Source organism: Halovibrio salipaludis (assembly GCF_002286965.1).
GTDB classification, from domain to species: domain Bacteria; phylum Pseudomonadota; class Gammaproteobacteria; order Pseudomonadales; family Oleiphilaceae; genus Halospina; species Halospina salipaludis.
The window spans coordinates 158712-180128 of record NZ_NSKD01000007.1; the positions used below are offsets into that span (position 1 = coordinate 158712).

Below are 21417 nucleotides of genomic sequence, written 5' to 3' on the forward strand. Positions count from 1 at the left end.
GGATGGCCAGACGGCTGTCAACCAGAGCAACCCTGATGGTTAACAGGGTGAATGCAACCCGCCCCAGGCTGAGCCGGTGCGTCATCTGCCTGGGCCCGGACCAGGGCGGCGGACTCTGCCACGCATGCCTTCTTGACCTGCCGACAACAGCGCCCTGTTGCCAGCGCTGCGCCCTGCCGCTGTCCATTGGGGAGCGCGGAGCGAGCCTGTGCCGGCAGTGCGAGCGCACCGACCCACCCCAGGACCTGAGCCGCATTCCCTGGCGCTACGAGTGTCCCGTGGACCGCATGATCCAGAACTACAAGTACCACGGCGCACGCGCCCAGGGCGCCGCCCTGGCCCGTAACTGGCTGCAGGCCGCCGGGATGCCCGAGCCGCGACCATCGGTCCTGATTCCGGCGCCCATGGATCCGGGCCGGTTGCGCGAGCGCGGCTTCAACCAGACGGCGGAACTGGCGGACTGGCTCGGTCGCGCCACAGGGATACCGGTGTTGGCCGGCCGGCTCCAGCGCCATGGCGGCTATCGTGCCCAGGCCAGCCTGTCGCGCTCCGAGCGACGGCGCAACCTCAGGGAGGCTTTCTTCGTGGCCGGCAGCGCGCTCCTTCCGGAGCATGTCGCCCTGGTCGAGGATGTGGTCACCACCGGCGCGACCGCGGAAGCCATGGGGCACTGCCTGCGCCGGGCGGGAGTGGAGCGCCTGGAGGTCTGGGCACTGGCGAGAACGCCCTAGGCCTCAGTACAGCTTCTGGAGAACACGGTCGGCGAGCGCCAGGGAGGCGGTGAGCCCCGGGGATTCTATACCGAACAGATTCACCGCCCCGGCCAGGCCGTGCTCCCCTGGCCCCTGGATCATGAAATCCGCCGGTGTATCGCCAGGGCCGTGAATGCGCGGGCGGATGCCGGCATAGGCGGGCGTGAGGCGCGCGGGATCCACCCCTGGCCACCACTGGCGGACAGCGTCGGCAAAAGTGGTGGCCAGGGATTCCGGCACGGACCATTCCAGGGTATCCACCCAGTGCGCGTCCGGGCCAAACCGGGCCTGACCGGCCATATCGAGGGTCAGGTGCACCCCCAGCCCACCCTCAGCCGGCAACGGGTAGATCAGGCGCCGGAAGGGATGACGGCCGCTGTAGGCGAAATAGTGGCCCTTGGTGAACCACTGGCGCGGCACAGCCTCTTCAGGCATCCCTTCCCACCGCCGGGCAACGGGCACAGCACCCAACCCACCGGCATTCACCACAATGGCGGCGCTGAGTTCGCAGGGCGCCTCGCCGCCCACCTGGATGCGGTGGCGCCCCTGCACGGTTTCAATCCGCTCCACCGGCGCCTGGCGCACCAGCCAGCCGCCATGGGCCTCCATATCCCCCAGCAGGGCCTGCATAAAGGCGTGGGAATCCACAATGCCGCTCATCGGGGACGCCAGCCCGGCCGCCGCGTGGAGCTCCGGCTCCCGGGCGATCTCTCGGGTGCTGAGCCAAGCCAGTGCCACGTCGTTGTCCGCGGCATTGCGGCGCAGTCGCTCCAGGGCGGGGATTTCAGCCTCACCGGTGGCAACCAGCCACTTGCCGCAGCGCCGGTGGGGGACAGCGTAACGTTCGCAGAAAGCGTACAGCCGGTCCTGGCCCTCACGGCACAGCTCCGCCTTGAGCGACCCCGGCGGGTAGTAGATGCCCGCGTGGATGACTTCGCTGTTGCGCGAAGAGACCTCCTCACCGGGGTGGGCGTGGCGCTCAAGCACCAGCACCTCGTGTCCGGCCCTGGCCAGGGCCCGCCCCACGGCCAGCCCGACGACCCCCGCACCAATGACGACCGCATCAACCTGTTCCGAATCCATGGGCAAAGGATACCAGCCGGGACTCTGATTGAAACGCCCAAGCGGTTATACTGGTAATCTGGCCATTTCACCGGGGGAAGTATGTCGGACATCCGCCAGTTCATTGCGGTCATGATCGTGGCAGCCCTGTTTGTAAGCTGGCTGGGCTGGCGCGGCTATACCGTGATGGCGCTCAACGAAACGCTGCGCGAACAGTCCGCGCTGGCGGACTACCCCTATCCCTTCCGGGTGCTGCGCGTGGAGGGAGACACGGCCGTCATGAGCACACTGCGCTCACCCCGTGTGGACACCGCCCGGGCCATGCGGGAACTTTTCCCCGACCTGCGCCGGATACCGGAAACCAGCCGCGAATTCCGCCGCGCTGAACAGGAGTACGCCCGCCTTCAGGCACGGGCAAGTGAGACCGTCACCGCCTCGGGCAGCATCCGCCGGGTACGCTGGGAGCTGGACGAGAACTGGTACTACCTCAATAACATGGAGGCCCGTCGTACCCCCGGTCACGCGGCACCTATCAACCCCGCGACAGGCAGCTGACCCATGGAGACAATGGCGCACCCCTACCAGCACCTCACCCCTGACCTGGTTCTCGATGCGGTTGAGGCCTGTGGCTATGCGGTCAACGGCCGACTCTTCCCGCTCAATTCCTATGAGAACCGCGTGTACCAGGTCGGGATTGAGGACCAGAAGCCGCTGATCGCCAAGTTCTATCGCCCGGGACGCTGGTCCCGACCGCAGCTGGAGGAAGAGCACGGGTTTGTGGCCGAGCTGGAGTCCGCCGAGATCCCGGCGGTTGGCGCGCTCCCCATGCCCGGCGGCGGCTACCTGGCGGACTACGGCGGTTTCACGCTGGCGCTCTACCCCCAGCGCGGCGGCCAGGCCCCGGACATCACGCTTCCGGACACGCTGTTCCGCATTGGCCAGTGGCTCGGGCGCATCCATCAGGTTGGCGCCCGCCAGGACTTCCAGCACCGCCCCACCATTGACCCGGTCCGGGTGATTGATGAGGGGCAGCGCTATGTCCTGGATGCCGGGTTTGTGCCGGACGATCTGGTGGCGGCCTACCGCAGCCTTATCCCGGACCTGCTCGATGCCATCCGCGCCTGCCAAGAGCGCGCCGGCGAGGTGACGATCCAGCGGCTGCACGGGGACTGCCATATGGGCAACATCCTGATGCGCGAGGAGCGGCTGCTGTTCGTGGATTTCGACGACGCCCGTCAGGGCCCGGCTGTCCAGGACATCTGGCTGATGCTCAGTGGCGACGCCGAAGAGCAGCGCTGGCAGCTGGGAGAGCTCATCGAGGGCTACGAGCAGTTCAACCGGTTCAACCCGCTGGAATGCCACCTCATTGAGCCTCTTCGTACCATGCGACTGATCAACCAGGCCGCCTGGCTGGCCTGGCGGTGGGACGACCCCACCTTCCCCATGCACTTCCCCTGGTTCGGCCAGGCACGGTTCTGGTCCGATCACATACTGATGCTGCGCGAACAGCTCGCCAACCTGCAGCAGCCACCGGTCCGGCCCCCCGGGCCCTGACAGCGCCCACGAACAACGGAAACCGCACCATGAATGATCCAACCGGTCACTTTGATACCGAAACCGATGCCGTGTACGCCGGCGCCAGCGCCTCCGATGACCCGTTCCGGTTTGACGAGGCGGTCGCGCGCGTCTTTCCGGACATGATCCGGCGCTCTGTGCCCGGCTATACCACCATAGTGCCCATGATCGGGGTGATCGCGGCGCGTTTCGCACGGCCGGACACGGCGCTCTATGATCTGGGGTGCTCACTGGGTGCCGTGAGCCTGGCCATGCGCCACAGCGTGAAAGCCCATGGCGCCCGCATTGTGGCCGTGGACAACGCTGCCTCCATGATCGAGCGCTGCCGCCACTACATTGCCCTGGATGACGGTCAGCTCCCGGTGGCGCTCCAGTGCGCCGACATCCGGGACATCGACTACCAGCCCGCCAGCGTGGTCGCCCTGAACTTCACGCTCCAGTTCCTGCCCCCCGGGGACCGGGATACGCTTCTGGAGCGACTGTGCCGGACGCTGACGCCGGGTGGGGCCCTGGTGCTCTCGGAAAAGGTGGCATTCCCGGATGCCGCCGAACAGTCACTGCTGGAGGAGCTGCACCTGGACTTCAAGCGCGCCCAGGGCTATTCCGAAATGGAGATCAGCCGGAAACGCAACGCACTGGAAGAAGTGCTGATCCCCGAGTCCATTGCCACACACCGCCAGCGGCTGGAGGCTGCCGGCTTTGAGCAGGTCACGCTCTGGCACCAGTCGCTGAACTTCGTCTCCATCCTCGCCATTGCGCCGGAGGCGACGGCATGAGCACGGATTTTGACTGGCGCAGCGAATACGCCAACCTGCTGGACTGGCTGCGCGACAGCGGCCGGACGCAATGGCACGACCAGCTGGAACAGCGCCTGAGCAGCGTCTTCGAGACCCACCCGCACGGCGACCTGCCGCGCTGGCTGGCCGCCCTCAATCAACTTCCCCGGATTCCCGGGCCAGAGGCGGATCTGGACCAGCCGACGGTCACGCTCAGATCCCCCGGGGCACTGAGCCACGAACAGCAGGACCAGCTTGAACAGGGGCTGCGGGGCCTGATGCCCTGGCGCAAGGGCCCCTTTGATTTCTTCGGAACCCACATCGATACCGAGTGGCGTTCCGACTGGAAGTGGGACCGGGTCCGCCCCAGCCTGAGCGACCTGCGCAACCGTAACGTTCTGGATGTGGGCTGCGGCTCCGGCTATCACTGCTGGCGCGTCCTGGGGGCCGGCGCCCGACGGGTGGTGGGCATCGACCCTGGCATGCTGTTCCTGATCCAGTTCCAGGCGGTGCGGGGTTATCTGGACGATCCGCCTGCCCACCTGCTGCCCCAGCGGCTGGAGGATCTGCCCCACCAGCTGCAGCTGTTCGACACCACGCTGTCACTGGGCGTGCTCTATCACCGGCGCTCACCCATCGACCATCTGATCGAACTCAAGGGCACGCTGAAACCCGGCGGTGAGCTGGTGCTGGAAACACTGGTGATCGAGGGGGAAATGGGTGAGACACTGATGCCGGAAGACCGGTACGCGCGCATGCGCAACGTCTGGTTCATTCCCAGCGTGCCCACCCTGGAACGCTGGCTGCAGCGCGCCGGTTACCGGGACATCCAGTGCGTGGATGTAACGCGCACCACCACGGATGAACAGCGCAGCACGAGCTGGATGCAGTTCCAGTCACTGCCCGATTTCCTGGATCCGGAGGACGGGCACCGGACCATTGAAGGCTATCCGGCGCCCCGGCGGGCCACCCTGGTGGCCCGCAAGCCTGCCTGAGATTCAGGCGTTGAAGGGGTGGCGCAGGGTGACCGTCTCGATCCGGTCCGGCCCTGTGGAAATGACGTCGATAGGCGCCTCGATCTGCTCCTCCAGAAAGCGGATGTAGTTGCGCGCATTCTCGGGAAGCTGATCCATGGCCGTGATGCCCGAGGTGCTTTCCGACCAGCCGGGAAGGGTCTCATACACCGGCTCGATCGCCTCGTACTGGGTGCCGCGGATCGGTGGCCGGGTCACGCGCCCTTCACGGGTGATGTAACCCACACAGACCTTCACCTCATCCAGACCGTCCAGAACATCCAGCTTGGTCAGGCAGATGCCGGAGACACTGTTCACCTGGATGGCATGGCGCAGCGCTACCGCGTCAAACCAGCCACAGCGCCGGGCCCGACCGGTTGTGGTGCCGAACTCATGCCCCTGACGCGCCAGGTGTTCACCACAGGTGTCGAACAGCTCCGTCGGGAAGGGGCCGGAACCAACACGGGTGGTGTAGGCCTTGGTGATCCCGAGGATGTAGTCCATGTACTGGGGCCCGAAACCGGTGCCCGTTGCCGCGCCACCGGCAGTGGTGTTCGACGAGGTGACAAACGGGTAGGTGCCGTGATCAATGTCCAGCAGCGCCCCCTGGGCCCCCTCGAACAGGATATGCTCACCGCGCTTGCGCAGGTCATGCAGCATGTCCGTGACATCCGCCGCCATGGGCAGCAGTTCCTCGGCGTAGGCGCGGAAATCCGCCAGGGTGGCATCCACATCCACCGGCTCTTCGCCGTAGTACTCGGTGAGTACGAAGTTGTGGTAGCCCATCAGGTGGCGCAGGCCCCTTTCGAAGACTTCCGGATCCGCAAGGTCACCGAAGCGCAGGCCCTGACGGGATACCTTGTCCTCATAGGCGGGGCCGATACCACGCCCGGTGGTACCAATGCAGTCCTTGCCCCGGGCGCGCTCACGGGCCTGATCAAGACGCTCATGGGTCGGCAGAATCAGCGGGCAGGCCTCGCTGACCCGCAGCCGTGAACGCACATCCACGCCGCGCGCCTCCAGCTTGCGGATCTCCTCAAGCAGGGCCTGGAGTGCCAGCACCACACCATTGCCGATCATGCAGGTGATGTGCTTGCGCAGGATCCCTGAGGGAATCAGGTGAAGCGCAGTGGTCTCACCATCGATCACCAGTGTATGGCCGGCGTTGTGTCCGCCCTGGAACCGCGCAACAGCGGACACCTGCTCGGTGAGCAGATCCACGATCTTGCCCTTGCCTTCGTCACCCCACTGGGTGCCCAGCACTACGACGTTCTTACCCATGAATGGCTCGCTGATCCGTTCAGAAACTCATGATTGACGTTCACACCGCTGTGGTTACAGCGGCTCCACCTGCCAGTCACCGTCCCTCAGGACGAGCTGGCGGTCACAGCCGGGAGGTACCCGGTCACCGGCTTCGTCATCCAGCTGCTGGATGACCGTGTCAGTCCGGCGCAGCTCACTGATGCGCCGGCGCAGCGCCGCGTCCGTTCCAGCCGGCGCCAGGATGGCCCCCCCGCTGGCACCGAAGGCGCGCCACCCCGCTTCCAGGAGCCGGTTGAGATCGGCACTGAAGCCGGTCGCTGGCCGGGCGCGGCCGAAGTCCTCACCCACGGCGTCGTACCGACCGCCCTGGGCAAGCGCCTCCTCCTGCCCCGGTGTGTAGGCGGCGAATACCAGCCCGGTGTGATAGTTGTAGCCACGCAGTTCGCTGAAATCGAACCCGATGGCGACGCCGGGGTGACGTTCACGCACCCGGGCGGCGGTCTGTTCCAGCTGGTCAATGGCCTCGAGCACGGGCGCAGGCGCGCCCGCCAGCCGTTGCCGTGCGGCATCCGGCACACCCTCGCCACCACTCAGCCGGCCCAGCTCCCGCAGCATGGCGCGCGCGGAACCGGCTTCGGCAGTGCCCAGGAGCTCGTCCAGCTCCGGGATGGAGCGCCGGCGCAGGGCATCAAAGACCCGCTGTTCCAGGTCGCTGCCCAGTGCCGCCTCTTCCGCCAGGCACTGGAATATGCCCACATGGGCGATATCCAGGTGAACTGTTTCAACACCGGCCGCAGTCAGGGTTTCCAGCATCAGGTCGATGATTTCCTGGTCGGCGGCACTGCTGCGGCTGCCGAAAAGCTCGCACCCGACCTGCAACGGGGTGCGACTGGCCAGCATGCTGCTGGGGCGGGCATGCAGGACATGGCCGGCGTAACACAGGCGCGTGACGCCCGGGCGGCGCAGGCTGTGTGCGTCCATCCGCGCGGCCTGCGGGGTCATGTCCGCGCGCACTCCCATCATCCGGCCGGTCAGCTGATCCGTCAGCTTGAACGTCTGCAGATCCAGATCGTTACCGGTACCGGTCAGCAGCGACTGCAGGTATTCGATCATCGGCGGGATGATGAGCTCGTAGCCCCAGCGCCGATAGGTATCCATCAGCTCGCGGCGCAGGGCCTCGACCTTCTGGGCACGGGGCGGCAGGACATCAGCCACCCCATCGGGCAGCAACCATCGATCAGACGTACTCATGACGCTTGAATCCGTGATTGATTGACTGAGCAGGAACGTCTCAAGCGGTTCCAGGGGAACCTAGCGAACAACATAGAGCAGGGTCACCCCCATCAGCATGCTCGCGAAACCCGCCCATCGCATGTTTGAGGGCGCCATCTGTGCCAGAACTTCCACCATGCGCTGCCAGCGCTGCGGACACAGAAACGGCATGACGCCCTCCATGATGAGCACCAGCGCCAGAGCTGTCAGCAGATCCTGCCACATGGCAATACCAGGCACCGTTCGGGTTTGTTACAGAGCCGGGATTCTACGCCCATCGCGCCCATAAAAAAACCGGAGCCGAAGCTCCGGTTCCGGTAGAGCGGCAGAGCTTACTGCCCGCCCATGGGTCCGTCCAGCATGTTCATGAAGTCGCTCCTGGAATCCATCAGGAACACGTCCTGGCGACTGTTGAAGGTGCTGCGGTAAGCCTCGAGGGTGCGATAGAGCTCGTAGAACTCCTCGTTCTGCCCGAAAGCATCGGCGTAGATTTCCGCTGCCTCGCCGTCACCCTTACCGCGGATTTCCTGGGCCTCGCGGTTGGCTTCAGCCAGCAGTACGGTGACGTCGCGGTCAGCCGCCGCACGGATACCCTCAGCCTCTTCATTACCCCTTGAGCGGTATTCCTGGGCTTCAGCTTCACGTTCAGCGCGCATGCGCTCGTAGACCGTACCGCTGACCTCATCCGGGAGCTCGATGCCCTTGACCCGGATATCGATCACCTCGATGCCGAACTCCTCTCGGGTCAGCTCATCCACACTGCCCTGGATGACGGTCATCAGCTCGTCCCGCGCCCCGGAAACCACCTCGGTCATCGTCCGAAGACCGAACTGGTTACGCAGCCCGTTCTCAATGCGCGACGCCAGAAGCTCCTCAGCACGGGGCTCACTGCCCCCGGTCGCCCGGTAGAAATCGCCGACGTCCCGGATTTTCCAGGTGACATAGGAATCCACATCCAGCGGCTTCTTCTCGATGGTCAGATAACGCTGAGTCGGTATGTTGAGCGTCAGGATCCGTTTATCGAATTCACGAGCCGTCTCCACCCAGGGCAGCTTGAAATGCAGCCCCGGCTCAACACCCGTCTTGACCACCTCGCCAAACCGAAGAACAACGCCGCGATGGGTTTCAGGAATGATGTAGACGGTCGCCGACACGAGGTAGAGAACCACGACAACGGCTATGAGCGCCAGTATGCCTTTAGTGTTCATGCTTAACGCCTCTCCCGGCCGGAATTGCTGTTCTGCTCACGCATCCGCTTGATCACATCATCGCTGATCCGGTCAATGCGGTCTTCTGTGGAACCGATGCCCTGCTTCCCGGATCCATCACCGGATGAAGCGTCGTCCGCCATTGCCCTGGCACCGCCTTTCATCATCTGATCAAGCGGCAGCATCATCAGGTTGTTGCCTTCCTCTATGTCGACAACGACCTTGCTGGTCCCTGTAAGCACCTGCTGCATGGTCTCAATGTAGAGCCGCCGTGACGTGATCTCCGGCGCCTCCTCGTAGACCCCGAGCACATCGAGGAAGCGTGCCGTATCACCCTGCGCGGCCTCTACAACCTTGGCCTGATAGGCGTTGGCGTCCTCACGGATACGCTGCGCCTGCCCCCTGGCCTCGGGGACGACCCGGTTGCGGTACCTCTGGGCCTGGTCAATGATCCGCTGGCGTTCCTCACGTGCGCGCTGCACATCCTGAAAGGCCTCCTGGACTGCCTCCGGCGGCTGGGTACTCTCAACGTTCACCCGCAGGATCTGCATTCCCACAACGTAGCTGTCGAGAAATCTCTGAAGCCGCTCTTCAACGTTCTGGCCCAGCTCCGCCCGCTTATCCGTCAGCACACCGCTGAGCTGCGCGCTCCCCACCTCATGCCGCAGGGCACTGTCGGTGGCATAGCGCAGGGTCGTGTTGGGCTCCCTCACATTGAGTACGAAGTCCTTGGGATCCTGCACACGGTACTGGACACCCAGGTTCACGCTGACGATGTTTTCATCCGAGGTGAGCATATGCCCCGTGGACTTGAACGAGCGCACATCCGTGACGGTAACCATGCGGACATCGTCAAGCAGGGGAATCTTGAAATTCAGGCCGGGCAGGGTTGTCGTGTGGTACTCACCAAAACGCAGGACAACGCCGTTCTCCCGTTCATCCACAATGTAGACCGACTGCCAGGCCAGGAACCCGAAAACCAGCAGCCCGATCACAGCCAGGATCAGGCCAAAGCCGCCCCCGCCTGAACCACCACTGCTGCCCGAGCCGCCACTGCCGCCGGAGCCGCCCTTGTTGCCGAAAAGCCGGTTCAGCTTGTCGAGGCCCTTTTTCAGCGCCTCATCGAGGTCCGGCGGCCCCTGATCGTTGCCGCCGCGATTGCCCGAGCTCCAGGGGTCGCGGTCGTTGTTGCGGTTACCACCCGGTTCGTTCCAGGCCATAGTGTTCTCCGTCTGAGGTTATACGCTGCAGCGGCCCGGGGCTGCCGGGCACAACAGATGCAAATAGTAGGTGTTCTGAAAGGCCGCGACAACCGGGGGTACTACACCGCCTCTACCGCCATCCAGTCACTGCCGTCCAGGCAGGTCAGCCGATTCTCGTCCGTGCCCGCACGTGAAAGCAGCTGGTGCCAGTCGCGGGCCTCCATGCGCAGCTCCAGAACCGGCTCGCCACTGTCGGACATGCGCTCCGCCACCACGGCACCACTCTGGTAGAACTGGGCCCGCAGCCAGCCGTCCGCAGGGGAGAGTTTCACGTAGCGATGGATGACGTCCTCGGCCAGACGTTCCGCCACGGCATCGCGCAGCGACTCCATGCCGGCCCCGGTATGCGCGGACAGCCAGACGCGTACCGGACGACCGCTCTCGTCCCGCTCCACTCCCGGCTGTGCCCCGGGGATGAGATCAATCTTGTTGCACACCTGCAGAACCGGCACTTCGCCGGCCCCGATCTCTCCCAGGACCGATTCGACCTGCTGGATGGTGTCATCACGGGCCGGATCGGTGTTGTCGATGACATGAACCAGCAGTGACGCCTCGACCGTCTCCTCAAGCGTCGCGCGGAATGCCTCGACCAGGGTGTGCGGCAGATGCCGGATGAACCCAACGGTATCCGCCAGCACCACCGGGCCCACGTCCGGAACACTTACACGGCGCACCGTGGGGTCCAGGGTGGCGAACAGCTGGTCCGCCTCAAACACCGTGGAATCCGTCAGGTGGTTGAACAGGGAGGACTTGCCCGCATTGGTATAGCCCACCAGCGAGACCACGGGGATCTCGGCCCGCTTGCGCGACCGCCTGGCCTGCTCACGCTGACGCCGGACCTTCTCGAGCCTGCGGTTGATCTGGTTGATGCGCGAGCGCAGCAGCCGTCGGTCGGTCTCGAGCTGGGTTTCACCCGGTCCCCGCTGACCGATACCGCCTTTCTGCCGCTCCAGGTGCGTCCAGCCGCGGACCAGCCGCGTGGACATGTGCTCCAGCTGGGCAAGCTCCACCTGCAGCTTGCCCTCATAGGTGCGGGCGCGCTGGGCGAAGATGTCGAGGATGACCCCGGTGCGGTCCAGCACCCGGCATTTGAGCTCGGCCTCGAGATTACGCTCCTGGCTCGGGCTGAGCTGGTGATTGAACAGCACCACATCCGCGCCCTCGGCCTCCAGGGTCGCACGCAACTCCTCAAGCTTGCCCTTGCCCAGAAAGAAGCGCGAACTGGGCTGGTTGCGGGTCCCCGTGACGACGGCCGCGCAGGTCACCCCGGCGGACTCGGCGAGCTCACGGAACTCTTCCGGATTTTCCGGCTCCATCTCGGATGCCAGCGTAATGTGAACGAGCAGGGCCCGTTCACCAACCTCGGGACGCTCAAACAATCAGGTGCTGCTCCTCATTCGGGATCGACCGCCTCACCCTCGTCACCGGGATGCTGGGGCGCTTTCACATTACGCGACGGCACAATCGTGGAAATGGCGTGCTTGTAGACCATCTGGCTGACCGTATTGCGCAGCAGGACCACGAACTGGTCAAAAGACTCGATCTGCCCCTGGAGCTTGATGCCGTTGACCAGAAAAATGGACACGGGAATGCGTTCCTTGCGCAGGGAATTCAGGTAAGGGTCTTGTAGGGAATGCCCTTTTGACATGAGGCTGCTCCTGTTTTTTTATGATTGCTTGCGCCCGGGGCGATCCACGGGCGCTGTTCCTTTCATACCATGCGGCGTGGTGTCTGGATCACCGGAGACAGTGGTGCCGCCTTTGATGATTTTCAAGGCATCGGCCAACGGATCCCTGCCCTGACTGTCCAGCCAGTGCGCATCCGGCCACTTGCGCAGCCACGTGAGCTGGCGCTTGGCCAGCTGACGGGTGGCTGCCAGCGCGCGCTCAATCATATCATCATATTGGGTTGCGCCGCTCAGGTAGTCCCACACCTGACGATACCCCACCGCCCGGATGGACGGCAGATCCGGGGACAGGTCGCTGCGCGCATAAAGGGTCTGCACCTCCTGCAGCAGCCCCTGCTCCAGCATTGCCCTGAACCGGCGCTCGATCCGTTCATGCAGATCCCGGCGCTGCGGCGGAGCCAGCGCGAGGCTGACGGTACCTTCCGGGAGCCCGCCGCCCTGATCCTCACCGGCGCCCTGCGCCCAGTGCGCGGATATCGGTCGCCCTGAGAGGCGATAGACCTCCAGGGCACGGATCAGTCGCTGGCGGTTGTTCGGATGCAGCCCGGCGGCGGCCACCGGATCCACAGCTTCCAGCTCACGGTAGAGGGCGTCCCCACCCTCGGTATCAAAACGGTGCCCGAGCTCTGCCCTTACGCTTTCATCGGCCTGCGGCATGCTCGCCATGCCCTGGCGAAGCGCATTGAAATAGAGCATGGTGCCGCCCACCAGGATCGGCACCCGGCCCTCGCCCCGGATGCGCTTGATCAGGGCCCCGGCATCGGCCGCGAATTCCGCCGCCGAATAGGGTTCCACAGGGTCGCGGATGTCGATCAGGTGATGGGGCGCCCGGCGCAGGGTGGCCGCATCCGGCTTGGCGGTACCGATGTCCATGCCCCGGTAGACCAGTGCCGAGTCCACGCTGATGAGTTCACCGTCCAGGCGCTCGCGCAGCTCAATGGCCAGGTCCGTCTTGCCCGAGGCCGTCGGCCCCATGACCAGAACCGCGGGAGGCCGCCACGCCATGACTACTGCCCCCGCATGAAGAGTTTGTCCAGATCCCCCATGCTCAGACGCGTCCAGGTGGGCCGACCATGGTTGCACTGACCGCTGCGCTCCGTGGCCTCCATATCGCGCAGCAATGCGTTCATTTCCGGGATCGTCAGCTGGCGGTTGGCCCGCACTGAGCCGTAGCAGGCCATGGTGCCCAGCAGGTGTTCGATACGCGCCTCCACCTGCTGACTGCGGCCATGGGTAACCAGATCCGACAGGACATCGCGCACCAGTTGCTCCATATCCGCATCCCGCAGCAGCGCCGGAACCTGGCGCACCGTGACCGTTTCCGGCCCCATGCGATCCAGCTGCAGACCCAGTGTTGCCATATCCTCAGCGTACTGCTCGGCGTGATCCGCCTCGCGCTGGCTCACGTTGAGGGTCAGCGGTACCAGCATCGGCTGGGAGGTCACGCCTTCCCCTGCCACGCCGCGCTTCATGCGTTCGTAGACGATGCGTTCATGGGCGGCATGCATGTCCACGATCACCATCCCCTCGGCACTCTGGGCCAGGATATACACACCGTGGAGCTGCGCGACGGCGTAACCCAGCGGCGGCATCTCCCCCTCCGAAGCCTGAGGCATAGTGGAGGGTGCTGTGGTACGGCTCTGGATGAAGGGCGTCGGTGACGCTTCCCCCACGGCATTGGCGGAGGGGCCGCCGCCCTGATGGAGCCCGCCGTAGAAGGCCATCTGGGCCTCGGTCTCCGAGGGACTGGCGGGCCTATTCTGGTTCTGCACCTGACCACTCACCGCAGGCCCACCAGCCGCCCCCGTCGCAACAGAAGACCCGGATGGGCCTGGCGCACCAGCCTCACCGTGCCCCGGCTCCGTGCTGTCGTCGCCGGGTCGCACTTCGGCCAGGGCGCGGTGCAGGCTGCGGAACAGGAAATCATGGACCAGGCGGCCGTCGCGGAAACGGACCTCGTGCTTGGTCGGGTGGACGTTGACATCCACGTTGGCGGGGTCAACCTCCAGATAGAGCACAAATGCCGGATGGCGCTGGTTATAGAGCACATCCCGATACGCCTGGCGCACCGCATGGGCCACCAACCGGTCCCGGATGGGGCGGCCGTTGACGAAGAAGTACTGCAGGTCCGCCTGGCTGCGCGAGAACGTCGGCAGCGCCACCCACCCCTGCAGGCGCAGGCCCGAAGCCTCCACATCAATACTCAGCGCATGCTCCATGAACTGGCTGCCGCAGAGGCTGGCCACCCGCTGCTGCCGGTCACGCTCGGTGGTTGCCGGCCGCAGGGACTGCACCGCCCGGCCATTGTGCTGGAGCGTGAAGCCCACATCGAAGCGACTCAGCGCCTGGCGCCGCAGGTTCTCTTCCAGGTGATTGAACTCGGTTTTCTCGGTGCGCAGGAACTTGCGACGGGCCGGCGTGTTGAAGAACAGATCCCGAACCTCGACGGTGGTCCCCTGGGGGTGGGCCGCCGGTGACACCCGCGTCTGCATGTCCTGGCCTTCGGCTTCCACGCACCAGCCCTCGGTCTCCCCCCTGGCGCGGGAGGTCAGCGTCAGCCGCGCCACGGAACTGATGCTCGCCAGTGCCTCGCCGCGGAAGCCCAGGGAACTCACCGCCTCCAGGTCATCAAGGCTGTGGATCTTGCTGGTGGCATGGCGGCTGAGCGCCAGCGGCATCTGATCATGGGCAATACCGTCGCCATCATCACGCACCCGGATCAGGCGCGCACCGCCCTGCTCCACTTCCACCTCAACCCGGGAAGCGCCAGCGTCCAGCGCGTTTTCGATAAGCTCCTTCGTGACCGAGGCCGGGCGTTCAACAACTTCGCCGGCCGCGATCTGGTTGGCGAGACGGGGGGGTAGGGTCTGGATGGCTGCCATGATCGGAATGGTACCAGATCAGGACGAGGGGATGCTGATCACCTGCCCGATATGCAGCGTCTCACCATTGATGTTGTTGGCTGACTTGAGCTTCTGCACCGACACCTGGTTGCGCCGGGCGATGGCCGACAGGGTATCGCCACGCCGGATTTCATACTCACGCTTACCGCCACCGCTGCGTTGCTGGTGGGCAATCAGGGTGCCCGGAGGCGGCGATGAACGGAAATGCCGGTCAATACCATCCACCATGGCATCCACAATGCGCTTCTGGTGAGCCGCCTGGGTGAGCTTCATCTCATCGGTCGGATTGGAGATGAACCCGGCCTCAACCAGAATCGAGGGGATGTCCGGGCTCTTGAGCACGGCAAAGCCCGCCTGTTCCACCGAGGATTTGTGCAGCTGCCCGACGGTATCCAGCTGATCCAGCACATTGGAGCCCACGCCCATGCTGTATTCAATGCTCGCGGTCATCGACAGATCCAGCAGCACACCGGCCAGCATCTCGTCCTTGTCCTTGAGCGAGACACCGCCAACACCGCCAACCAGATCCGCGCTGTTCTCACTTTCGGCAAGCCAGCGGGCTGTTTCACTACTGGCCCCATCCGTTGAGAGCGCGTAGACCGAAGCCCCCCTGGGGTTGGGTGATCGGAAGGCGTCCGCGTGAACGGAAACAAACAGATCGGCGTTGTAGTCCCGGGCGATCTTCGTACGCTTGCGCAGACCGATGTAGTAATCGTCCTTGCGCGTCATGTACGCCTGGAAGCCTTCCATGGCGTCAATCCGCTCCACCATGCGTTCCGCCAGTTTCAGGGTGACATCCTTCTCCTGGACCCCTGATGGACCTATCGCGCCCGGATCCTCACCACCATGGCCGGCATCAACCACCACAATGATGTCCCTGCGCTTACTGTCGCTCTGATCCTCAAGGACCGCCTGCTGTTCCTCCTCGCGCGTGCTGTCGCTGCTCATGAGGTCAACCACCAACCGGTGACCGTACTGCTTGTTCGGCCTGAGCAGGAAGCTGCGCGGCTCCACATCCTTTTTCATATCCAGTACGACCCGCAGGTCGCCGTTCTCCCTGCGACCTGTGCGGATACGGCGGATGGGCGTCTCTTCCAGATCCAACGCACTGAGGTCGGTTTCCAGATCCGCCTCTTCCACGTCGATCACCAGCCGGCGGGGAGACTCCAGCGCGAACAGCCGATGATCCACCGAATCACCGGTCTCCAGCACCAGCCGGGTGTGATCCGTGGCTGGCCAGATCCGGGCGTTATCGACCGGGGTACCGGCCTGTGCTGTCGCTGCCAGCACCAGAACCAGACTCGCCAGAACGCGTATGATCCATCCACTCATTGCCTGCTGCTCCCACTGGCCAGGGCTTCGGACAGAACCCCGGCGATGCGATCATTCGTGTGGATACGGGCACTGCGCCCGCTGCCCGCATCCGCAAGTTCAACCCGGCATTCCGGGGCCGACAGAACGCCACGCGCTCGCTCGGGCCACTCGATCACGACCAGGGCCCCTCCTTCCATGTAGTCCCGGATGCCCATCATTTCCAGTTCCTCCGGGTCGCCAAGCCGATACAGGTCAAAGTGATAGACCCTGGGCGACAGCGTTTCATAGGGCTCCACCAGCGTGAACGTCGGGCTGCGCACCGCGCCTTCGTGCCCCAGCGCATGCATGAGCCCGCGCGCCAGGGTGGTCTTGCCAACTCCCAGATCCCCGGCCAGATGGATCACCCCGCCAGAGGAAAAGGCCCGTGCCAGGGCCGCCCCAAGAGCTTCCGTGGCCTGTTCGTCCGGGAGCACCCATTCCAGCGCCTCAGTCACGGACCGCCTCCGGGGCAACGCAGCCTGCTGTTGAGCCAAACGCCTGTATCAGATCTCCCGCCAACAGGCCCCATTCACCCGTCCGCGCCAGCGCGTGATCCGCCGCGGCCGCATGCCAGGCGGCGCCAGTAATCGCAGCGCCCAACGGATCCATGCCCTGCCCCAGAAGCGCCCCCAGGGCACCACTGAGGACGTCCCCCATGCCGGCCGTGGCCATACCGGGATTGCCGCCCTCGATGACAGCCGGCGTTCGCCCGGGAGCCCCCACAAGACTGCCGGCGCCCTTGAGAATGACGGTTGCCCCGTGCTGTTCGACCAGTGTCGCCAGGGCCTGATAGCGGTCAGCCTCAACCTCCGGCACGCCACCCCCAAGAAGCCGGGCCGCCTCACCGGGGTGCGGTGTCAGGATCCACTGGCCCGCATCCGCCGGAAGCCCCTGCTGCTGCATCAGTGCGAGAGCGTCCGCATCCGCGACCACGGGCCCGGAGAAACCCGCCACCCGCTGCAGCATCTGCTGCCCCCAGGCGCTGCGCCCCAGACCAGGCCCAGCCACGACCGCGTCCACGCGCTCCAGCAATGGATCCAGATCATTACCATGCTCCACGGCCCGCGCCTGGATTTCCGGGCGGCGCGCCAGTGCCGCCGGCACATGAGCACCCCGCGTGGCCAGGAACACCAGCCCGGCGCCGCAACGCAGGGCCGCCTCGCCAGCCAGAATCCCGGCACCGCCCATACCCTCATCACCCCCCACAACCAGCACGCGACCGCATTCACCCTTATGGGTGGTGGGATGCCTGCGGGGCAGACGGGCAAGCGCGGCCTCCGGCGACCAGAGCCAGGCTGAGGGTTCCGGTTCCGCGTCATGGACCGCTGGATCCACGGAAAGATCATCAAAGCTGACAGGCCCGGTGCAGTCCCGCGCCCGCCCCGTGTACAGTCCCGCCTTGCGACCAATAAAGGTGATGGTGGCCGCTGCCCGAACCGCCGTGCCCAGAACGCGCCCCGTACCGCTGCAGAGACCGGATGGGATATCCACGGCGAGCACGGGCACCGAGGAGGCGTTGAGCTGTTCGATCACGCCGGCATAGGGCTTACGGACCTCACCGGAAAGCCCGGTCCCAAGCAGGGTATCCACAACCAGGTCCGATTCCGCCAAGAGCGCACCGAACCGGCCTTCGTCCAGAGATTCGAACGATAGGACGTGAATCCCGCTCTCACGGGCAAAGGCAAAGGCGGATGCCGCCGTGCCGCTGAGCTTCGAGGGGTCGGATACCGCTACACAGTGGCAGGCAATCCCCTGCTGGGCGGCCAGCCCGGCCACCACATAGCCATCGCCCCCGTTGTTGCCACCACCACAGAGCACAAGGAGCTGACGCGCCTCCGGCCAGCGCCGGCGCGCCAGCCGGAACGCGGCCTTACCCGCCCGCTTCATCAGATCGAAACCATCCACCCCGAAATCCTCGATGGCGGTCCGATCCAGGTTGCGTACCTGCTCAGCGGTGTACAATGGCAGTGGCTGGTCGGGCATATTTTCGCTCAAAAATGAACCAGTTATCACAATGCGGTTTAAGAAATCCGCACAGAACCCTGATAAGCATAGCAAATTCCGACTCAAACGCCATAGGACCGGATGACCGACGATCTTACCGCCACCGCCCAACGAATCCGAGACTGGGCCCACGACCTGGGCTTTCAGGCTGTCGGGATTACGGATACGCACCTGGAGGAAACCGGCCAGCAGCTGAACCAGTGGCTTGAACGGGGACTCAACGCCGACCTGAGCTACATGTCAGCACACGGCGAGAAACGCTACAGGCCGGCGCAACTGGTGGAAGGCACCGAAAGGATCATCGCGGTCCGGCTGGATTACCGCCCTGAACCAGACGACCCGGACACGGTTCTGGCCGACGACGAAAAGGCCTACATCACCCGCTACAGCCTGGGGCGGGATTACCACAAACTCATGCGCAAGCGCCTGGCGAAACTGGCGAAGTGGATCGACGAAGCCCTGCCCGGCTACTACCACCGCGCCTTCGTCGACAGCGCCCCGGTGATGGAAAAGCCCATCGCGGTCAAGGCTGGTCTGGGCTGGCAGGGCAAGCACACCCTGCTACTGCACCCTCAGGCCGGGTCCTGGTTCTTCCTGGGCGAGATCTACACCAGTGCGCCACTACCCGTGGATGAACCCTGGGCCACGGACCACTGCGGCACCTGCACCGCCTGCCTGGACGTCTGCCCCACCAACGCTTTCCCGGAACCCTATGTACTGGATGCCGGGCGCTGCATCTCCTACCTCACCATCGAGAACAACGGCCCCATCCCGGAAGAGCTGCGCCCCCTGATGGGCAACCGCGTCTTCGGCTGCGACGACTGCCAGCTGGTCTGCCCCTTCAACAAGTTCAGCGAGTCCACCGAAGAACCGGACTTCCAGCCCCGCCATGGGTTGGACAACAGTACACTGGCGGAGCTGTTCCTGTGGGATGAAGAAACCTTCCTCAAGCGGACCGAAGGCTCCGCGATCCGGCGTGCGGGGTACGAAGGCTGGCTGCGGAACCTGGCGGTGGGGCTGGGGAATGCCCCGAGCACCATCCCCGTGATCGAGGCGCTTAAGGCGCGTACGGATTACCCTTCAGAGATGGTTCGGGAGCATGTGCAATGGGCGTTAAGGCAGCATGACCCGATCAGCCCGCGGGCTGACGCATCCGCAGGGCAGTGAGAACGGTTTCCAGGTGGGGGACCGGGACCTGATGCCTGTTAGCGATTGCCACTACGTTGCCCAGTACCGCGTCCAGCTCAATGGGCTGCCCATTGAGGTAGTCCAGGGCCATGCTGTTTTTGTAGGGCGGCATCTTACGGGTGCCCTTGATGTTCTTGTCGATCAGTTCCGGTTCCATCGTAAAACCGTCTGCCGCTGCCACAGCGATGACCTCCGCCATCAGGGCGCGAATCAGCGCCTCCCCGCCCTCGGTGTCGAGGATAGTGAGGGTGTCGGCGCCGTTAGCGAGCACCGAGAGCGGGTTGAATGGTGTGTTCCACAGGCACTTGCGCCAGCGTTCAGCAATTACCTGCTCCGTCAGGTCAACGTTGATGCCGCCTTCCCGGAACAGAGCCGCCAGGTTGTGGCTGTGATCGTCCAGACCGTCCGGGAAACGGCCCATTACCAGCTTGCCGTAGGCCTGGTGTTCAATCTCCCCCGGTGCGGTGCGACTGGCGGCGATAAAGGCCAGACAACTGATGAGCGGATTCTTCGGACAGGCATCGGCCAGCTCGCGCTCGATATCAATCCCGTTCTCAATCAGGACCAGGCATGTTGCCGGACCTATCCAGGGTCGGACCAACGCTGCCCGGTCCACGCCCGGCAGAACCTTCACGCAGAGAATCAGATAGTCCGGTGCCTGTGGCAGCGTATCCCCATCCCTGTAGACCGCATCCGGGGTATAGGACAGGTCGCCCAGCGGGCTGTTGATGCGGATACCCCTGGTCCTGACCGTCTCGTACTCTGAGCGCAGGACGACACTGACCGAGCAGCCTGCCTGTTTCAGAATGGCGCCGTAAAAACTGCCGATGGCCCCGGCACCGACGATCAGGATATTGGGTTTCTCGCTCATGGTGCTGCTCCCGTTGGCGTTGATTCGGTTTTGCTGCGTTGGCCAGCTGCCCGGCTCTCATGGTGCCCCGGTCAGGAAAGCCTATCGGGAATATAGTCGCCGGATAAAGCATCGGCCCTCATTTCCGAAAGGCCAGGTCACCGATAAATGGGAAGTGGGGAGCTCATAAAAACTTGTTCTTTAATAAAAACGCGCCTTTCACGAGGGCAAAAAAGGACAAAAGCCCTCCGACGACCAAGAATAAATACCCCGCAGCCTCATTTTCCAGAAAAGGATGTATCTTAGACTCCGGTTCGCCCCAAATACCATTTATTCCCACCCCCAAAGCTATAAAACCAGGAGCAGCCATGATGCCAAGCTTTATTTGTTCGCTCATTCCAAACCTACCCGTTGCCCAATAATTTTCCGACCACCAGTGCAGCAAAATAAATCAAAACAAAAAGCGTATACCCAACAAGAATGCACATAGCTCCAAAGTGGATTTTCAGCCAGAAAAAAACCTTTGGATCAAGCCCTTCATCCCAGCAACTTATCTTCAGTGCATACCATGAAAACCGGCTAGGGTTCTGACCTGACCGATTGGATGATTTATTGCCAAAATATTGACTATAGAGGCCCTCTTCCTTCTGTTTCACAACGAACTTGAGCCTGAGGTAGCAAACTACCGCCAATCCCCAAAAAACGAGAAAAATTTTTCCCAATATACCTCCAAAACCAGTCTATTGTCAGGTCGAAACAAAGAGTTTCCAGAAGAATAACAGTTACCCACTCTTGAGCTTATCGCCCAACTCTTTCGTAAACTGCCAATGATCGCCCGTATCAAATGCAGCAACCCAGGCGGCTTCTACGGTGTACGGAAGCATGTCATTACTGACTGGATGGAAAACAACTTTCACCTTGCTGAGTTGAATCGATAGGTCACCAATAACAGAGCCCCGCGAATACTCCGTTACACCACCTCGACTTCTGCGCTTCTTAAACCCCAGAGAGGACATAATCTGCTCTGTTTCGTCATCAGAGCCAGGATGGGGTACTTGATGCTGATACTTTGGGAAAAATGCCAACGACGGCTTTTTGGCTCCAAGCTCTCGGTGAGGTAATACCCTGTAGATGGCCGTGACGATCACTAAGACAACCACCGCAACCAATATGATATCAATCATCTCACCCATTCCCTCACCATTAAGGCCAGAACGAAGCGGCACGTCTCAGGCATCCGCCTTCCGTG

The 21417-nt window shown here is 63.7% G+C and carries 23 protein-coding genes; 6 read left to right on the forward strand and 17 right to left on the reverse strand.

All coding sequences use genetic code 11. The features are described from left to right. The first annotated feature begins 35 nt into the window (after positions 1-35). The gene (locus CK501_RS13800; protein WP_143421441.1) at positions 36-731 is read left to right on the forward strand and encodes a ComF family protein; all 696 of its coding nucleotides are present in this window, start codon (positions 36-38) and stop codon (positions 729-731) included. A 3-nt stretch (positions 732-734) separates the two neighbouring features. On the opposite strand, the gene CK501_RS13805 is transcribed toward CK501_RS13800, so the two are convergent. Continuing rightward, complete coding sequence (locus CK501_RS13805; RefSeq protein ID WP_095618322.1) at positions 735-1835, reverse strand: NAD(P)/FAD-dependent oxidoreductase; 1101 nt, start codon at positions 1833-1835, stop codon at positions 735-737. A gap of 81 nt (positions 1836-1916) precedes the next feature. Here CK501_RS13805 and CK501_RS13810 point away from each other — a divergent pair, with 81 nt between their 5' ends. The 4 genes from CK501_RS13810 to cmoB are packed head-to-tail and all read left to right on the forward strand — an operon-like array spanning position 1917 to position 5160. After that, positions 1917-2369: a hypothetical protein gene (locus CK501_RS13810; protein WP_095618323.1), complete on the forward strand. Its 453-nt coding sequence runs from the start codon at positions 1917-1919 to the stop codon at positions 2367-2369. 3 nt (positions 2370-2372) lie between these two features. Continuing rightward, positions 2373-3368, forward strand: coding sequence for a serine/threonine protein kinase (locus tag CK501_RS13815; RefSeq protein ID WP_095618324.1), 996 nt, complete (start codon positions 2373-2375; stop codon positions 3366-3368). A 29-nt stretch (positions 3369-3397) separates the two neighbouring features. Further along, positions 3398-4165 carry a carboxy-S-adenosyl-L-methionine synthase CmoA gene (gene cmoA / locus CK501_RS13820; protein ID WP_095618325.1) on the forward strand — a complete coding sequence of 256 codons (768 nt, stop codon included), beginning with the start codon at positions 3398-3400 and terminating at the stop codon, positions 4163-4165. Next, on the forward strand, positions 4162-5160 hold the full coding sequence (gene cmoB, locus CK501_RS13825; RefSeq protein WP_095618326.1) for a tRNA 5-methoxyuridine(34)/uridine 5-oxyacetic acid(34) synthase CmoB: 999 nt from the start codon (positions 4162-4164) through the stop codon (positions 5158-5160). Before cmoA ends, cmoB begins: the two co-directional genes overlap by 4 nt. 3 nt (positions 5161-5163) lie before the next feature. Here the strand turns inward: cmoB and CK501_RS13830 are convergent, their stop codons facing one another. The 12 genes from CK501_RS13830 to CK501_RS13885 all read right to left on the reverse strand — a co-directional run bounded on the left by CK501_RS13830 (position 5164) and on the right by CK501_RS13885 (position 18109). Then, entirely contained in the window at positions 5164-6459 is a 1296-nt protein-coding gene (locus CK501_RS13830) for an adenylosuccinate synthase (protein ID WP_095618327.1), read from the reverse strand. 54 nt (positions 6460-6513) lie between these two features. Next, entirely contained in the window at positions 6514-7692 is a 1179-nt protein-coding gene (locus CK501_RS13835) for an ATP phosphoribosyltransferase regulatory subunit (RefSeq protein ID WP_095618328.1), read from the reverse strand. A gap of 60 nt (positions 7693-7752) precedes the next feature. Next, entirely contained in the window at positions 7753-7938 is a 186-nt protein-coding gene (locus CK501_RS13840; protein WP_095618329.1) for a DUF2065 domain-containing protein, read from the reverse strand. A gap of 107 nt (positions 7939-8045) precedes the next feature. Continuing rightward, a complete protein-coding gene (gene hflC / locus CK501_RS13845; RefSeq protein ID WP_095618330.1) occupies positions 8046-8921 on the reverse strand; it encodes a protease modulator HflC in 876 nt (291 codons plus the stop codon). A gap of 2 nt (positions 8922-8923) precedes the next feature. Then, positions 8924-10141 carry an FtsH protease activity modulator HflK gene (gene hflK / locus CK501_RS13850; RefSeq protein ID WP_095618331.1) on the reverse strand — a complete coding sequence of 406 codons (1218 nt, stop codon included), beginning with the start codon at positions 10139-10141 and terminating at the stop codon, positions 8924-8926. Between the two features lie 101 nt (positions 10142-10242). Next, complete coding sequence (hflX, locus tag CK501_RS13855) at positions 10243-11562, reverse strand: ribosome rescue GTPase HflX (protein ID WP_095618332.1); 1320 nt, start codon at positions 11560-11562, stop codon at positions 10243-10245. Positions 11563-11576: 14 nt separating this feature from the next. Then, positions 11577-11831 (reverse strand): RNA chaperone Hfq, encoded by a 255-nt coding sequence (gene hfq, locus CK501_RS13860; protein WP_077530587.1) that lies wholly within the window; start codon positions 11829-11831, stop codon positions 11577-11579. Positions 11832-11849: 18 nt separating this feature from the next. Continuing rightward, complete coding sequence (gene miaA, locus CK501_RS13865) at positions 11850-12875, reverse strand: tRNA (adenosine(37)-N6)-dimethylallyltransferase MiaA (RefSeq protein ID WP_095618333.1); 1026 nt, start codon at positions 12873-12875, stop codon at positions 11850-11852. Positions 12876-12877: 2 nt separating this feature from the next. Beyond that, positions 12878-14752, reverse strand: coding sequence for a DNA mismatch repair endonuclease MutL (mutL, locus tag CK501_RS13870; protein WP_095618334.1), 1875 nt, complete (start codon positions 14750-14752; stop codon positions 12878-12880). An 18-nt stretch (positions 14753-14770) separates the two neighbouring features. Continuing rightward, positions 14771-16105, reverse strand: a complete 1335-nt coding sequence (locus CK501_RS13875) for an N-acetylmuramoyl-L-alanine amidase (protein ID WP_095618335.1) — start codon at positions 16103-16105, stop codon at positions 14771-14773. Continuing rightward, the gene (gene tsaE, locus CK501_RS13880) at positions 16102-16581 is read right to left on the reverse strand and encodes a tRNA (adenosine(37)-N6)-threonylcarbamoyltransferase complex ATPase subunit type 1 TsaE (protein WP_198949528.1); all 480 of its coding nucleotides are present in this window, start codon (positions 16579-16581) and stop codon (positions 16102-16104) included. Before tsaE ends, CK501_RS13875 begins: the two co-directional genes overlap by 4 nt. Further along, positions 16574-18109, reverse strand: coding sequence for an NAD(P)H-hydrate dehydratase (locus CK501_RS13885; protein ID WP_095618336.1), 1536 nt, complete (start codon positions 18107-18109; stop codon positions 16574-16576). The genes tsaE and CK501_RS13885 overlap by 8 nt, the downstream gene beginning before the upstream one ends. A gap of 102 nt (positions 18110-18211) precedes the next feature. On the opposite strand from CK501_RS13885, the gene queG reads away from it, so the two are divergent. Further along, positions 18212-19297, forward strand: a complete 1086-nt coding sequence (queG, locus tag CK501_RS13890; RefSeq protein ID WP_095618337.1) for a tRNA epoxyqueuosine(34) reductase QueG — start codon at positions 18212-18214, stop codon at positions 19295-19297. Here the strand turns inward: queG and CK501_RS13895 are convergent. The 4 genes from CK501_RS13895 to CK501_RS13905 form a co-directional block, all read right to left on the reverse strand. Beyond that, positions 19263-20189 carry a ketopantoate reductase family protein gene (locus CK501_RS13895; protein ID WP_095618338.1) on the reverse strand — a complete coding sequence of 309 codons (927 nt, stop codon included), beginning with the start codon at positions 20187-20189 and terminating at the stop codon, positions 19263-19265. The two genes, queG and CK501_RS13895, sit on opposite strands and share 35 nt — an antisense overlap. Before the next feature lie 163 nt (positions 20190-20352). Next, entirely contained in the window at positions 20353-20565 is a 213-nt protein-coding gene (locus CK501_RS13900) for a hypothetical protein (RefSeq protein ID WP_095618339.1), read from the reverse strand. Between the two features lie 7 nt (positions 20566-20572). Beyond that, positions 20573-20890: a hypothetical protein gene (locus CK501_RS16740; protein WP_143421442.1), complete on the reverse strand. Its 318-nt coding sequence runs from the start codon at positions 20888-20890 to the stop codon at positions 20573-20575. A 60-nt stretch (positions 20891-20950) separates the two neighbouring features. Then, positions 20951-21361 (reverse strand): hypothetical protein, encoded by a 411-nt coding sequence (locus tag CK501_RS13905; protein WP_143421443.1) that lies wholly within the window; start codon positions 21359-21361, stop codon positions 20951-20953. Between the last annotated feature and the right edge of the window lie 56 nt (positions 21362-21417).

Excerpts from the sequence above, each read along its gene's own strand:
- hflC (WP_095618330.1), bottom strand. The coding sequence starts at position 8,921 with ATGAACACTAAAGGCATACTGGCGCTCATAGCCGTTGTCGTGGTTCTC.
- CK501_RS13875 (WP_095618335.1), bottom strand. The coding sequence starts at position 16,105 with ATGAGTGGATGGATCATACGCGTTCTGGCGAGTCTGGTTCTGGTGCTG.
- hfq (WP_077530587.1), bottom strand. The coding sequence starts at position 11,831 with ATGTCAAAAGGGCATTCCCTACAAGACCCTTACCTGAATTCCCTGCGC.
- CK501_RS13895 (WP_095618338.1), bottom strand. The coding sequence starts at position 20,189 with ATGAGCGAGAAACCCAATATCCTGATCGTCGGTGCCGGGGCCATCGGC.
- hflK (WP_095618331.1), bottom strand. The coding sequence starts at position 10,141 with ATGGCCTGGAACGAACCGGGTGGTAACCGCAACAACGACCGCGACCCC.
- CK501_RS13885 (WP_095618336.1), bottom strand. The coding sequence starts at position 18,109 with ATGCCCGACCAGCCACTGCCATTGTACACCGCTGAGCAGGTACGCAAC.
- miaA (WP_095618333.1), bottom strand. The coding sequence starts at position 12,875 with ATGGCGTGGCGGCCTCCCGCGGTTCTGGTCATGGGGCCGACGGCCTCG.
- CK501_RS13805 (WP_095618322.1), bottom strand. The coding sequence starts at position 1,835 with ATGGATTCGGAACAGGTTGATGCGGTCGTCATTGGTGCGGGGGTCGTC.
- CK501_RS13835 (WP_095618328.1), bottom strand. The coding sequence starts at position 7,692 with ATGAGTACGTCTGATCGATGGTTGCTGCCCGATGGGGTGGCTGATGTC.
- CK501_RS13830 (WP_095618327.1), bottom strand. The coding sequence starts at position 6,459 with ATGGGTAAGAACGTCGTAGTGCTGGGCACCCAGTGGGGTGACGAAGGC.
- CK501_RS13800 (WP_143421441.1), top strand. The coding sequence starts at position 36 with ATGGTTAACAGGGTGAATGCAACCCGCCCCAGGCTGAGCCGGTGCGTC.
- cmoB (WP_095618326.1), top strand. The coding sequence starts at position 4,162 with ATGAGCACGGATTTTGACTGGCGCAGCGAATACGCCAACCTGCTGGAC.
- CK501_RS13810 (WP_095618323.1), top strand. The coding sequence starts at position 1,917 with ATGTCGGACATCCGCCAGTTCATTGCGGTCATGATCGTGGCAGCCCTG.
- cmoA (WP_095618325.1), top strand. The coding sequence starts at position 3,398 with ATGAATGATCCAACCGGTCACTTTGATACCGAAACCGATGCCGTGTAC.
- CK501_RS13840 (WP_095618329.1), bottom strand. The coding sequence starts at position 7,938 with ATGTGGCAGGATCTGCTGACAGCTCTGGCGCTGGTGCTCATCATGGAG.
- CK501_RS13900 (WP_095618339.1), bottom strand. The coding sequence starts at position 20,565 with ATGAGCGAACAAATAAAGCTTGGCATCATGGCTGCTCCTGGTTTTATA.
- queG (WP_095618337.1), top strand. The coding sequence starts at position 18,212 with ATGACCGACGATCTTACCGCCACCGCCCAACGAATCCGAGACTGGGCC.
- CK501_RS13905 (WP_143421443.1), bottom strand. The coding sequence starts at position 21,361 with ATGGGTGAGATGATTGATATCATATTGGTTGCGGTGGTTGTCTTAGTG.
- mutL (WP_095618334.1), bottom strand. The coding sequence starts at position 14,752 with ATGGCAGCCATCCAGACCCTACCCCCCCGTCTCGCCAACCAGATCGCG.
- CK501_RS13815 (WP_095618324.1), top strand. The coding sequence starts at position 2,373 with ATGGAGACAATGGCGCACCCCTACCAGCACCTCACCCCTGACCTGGTT.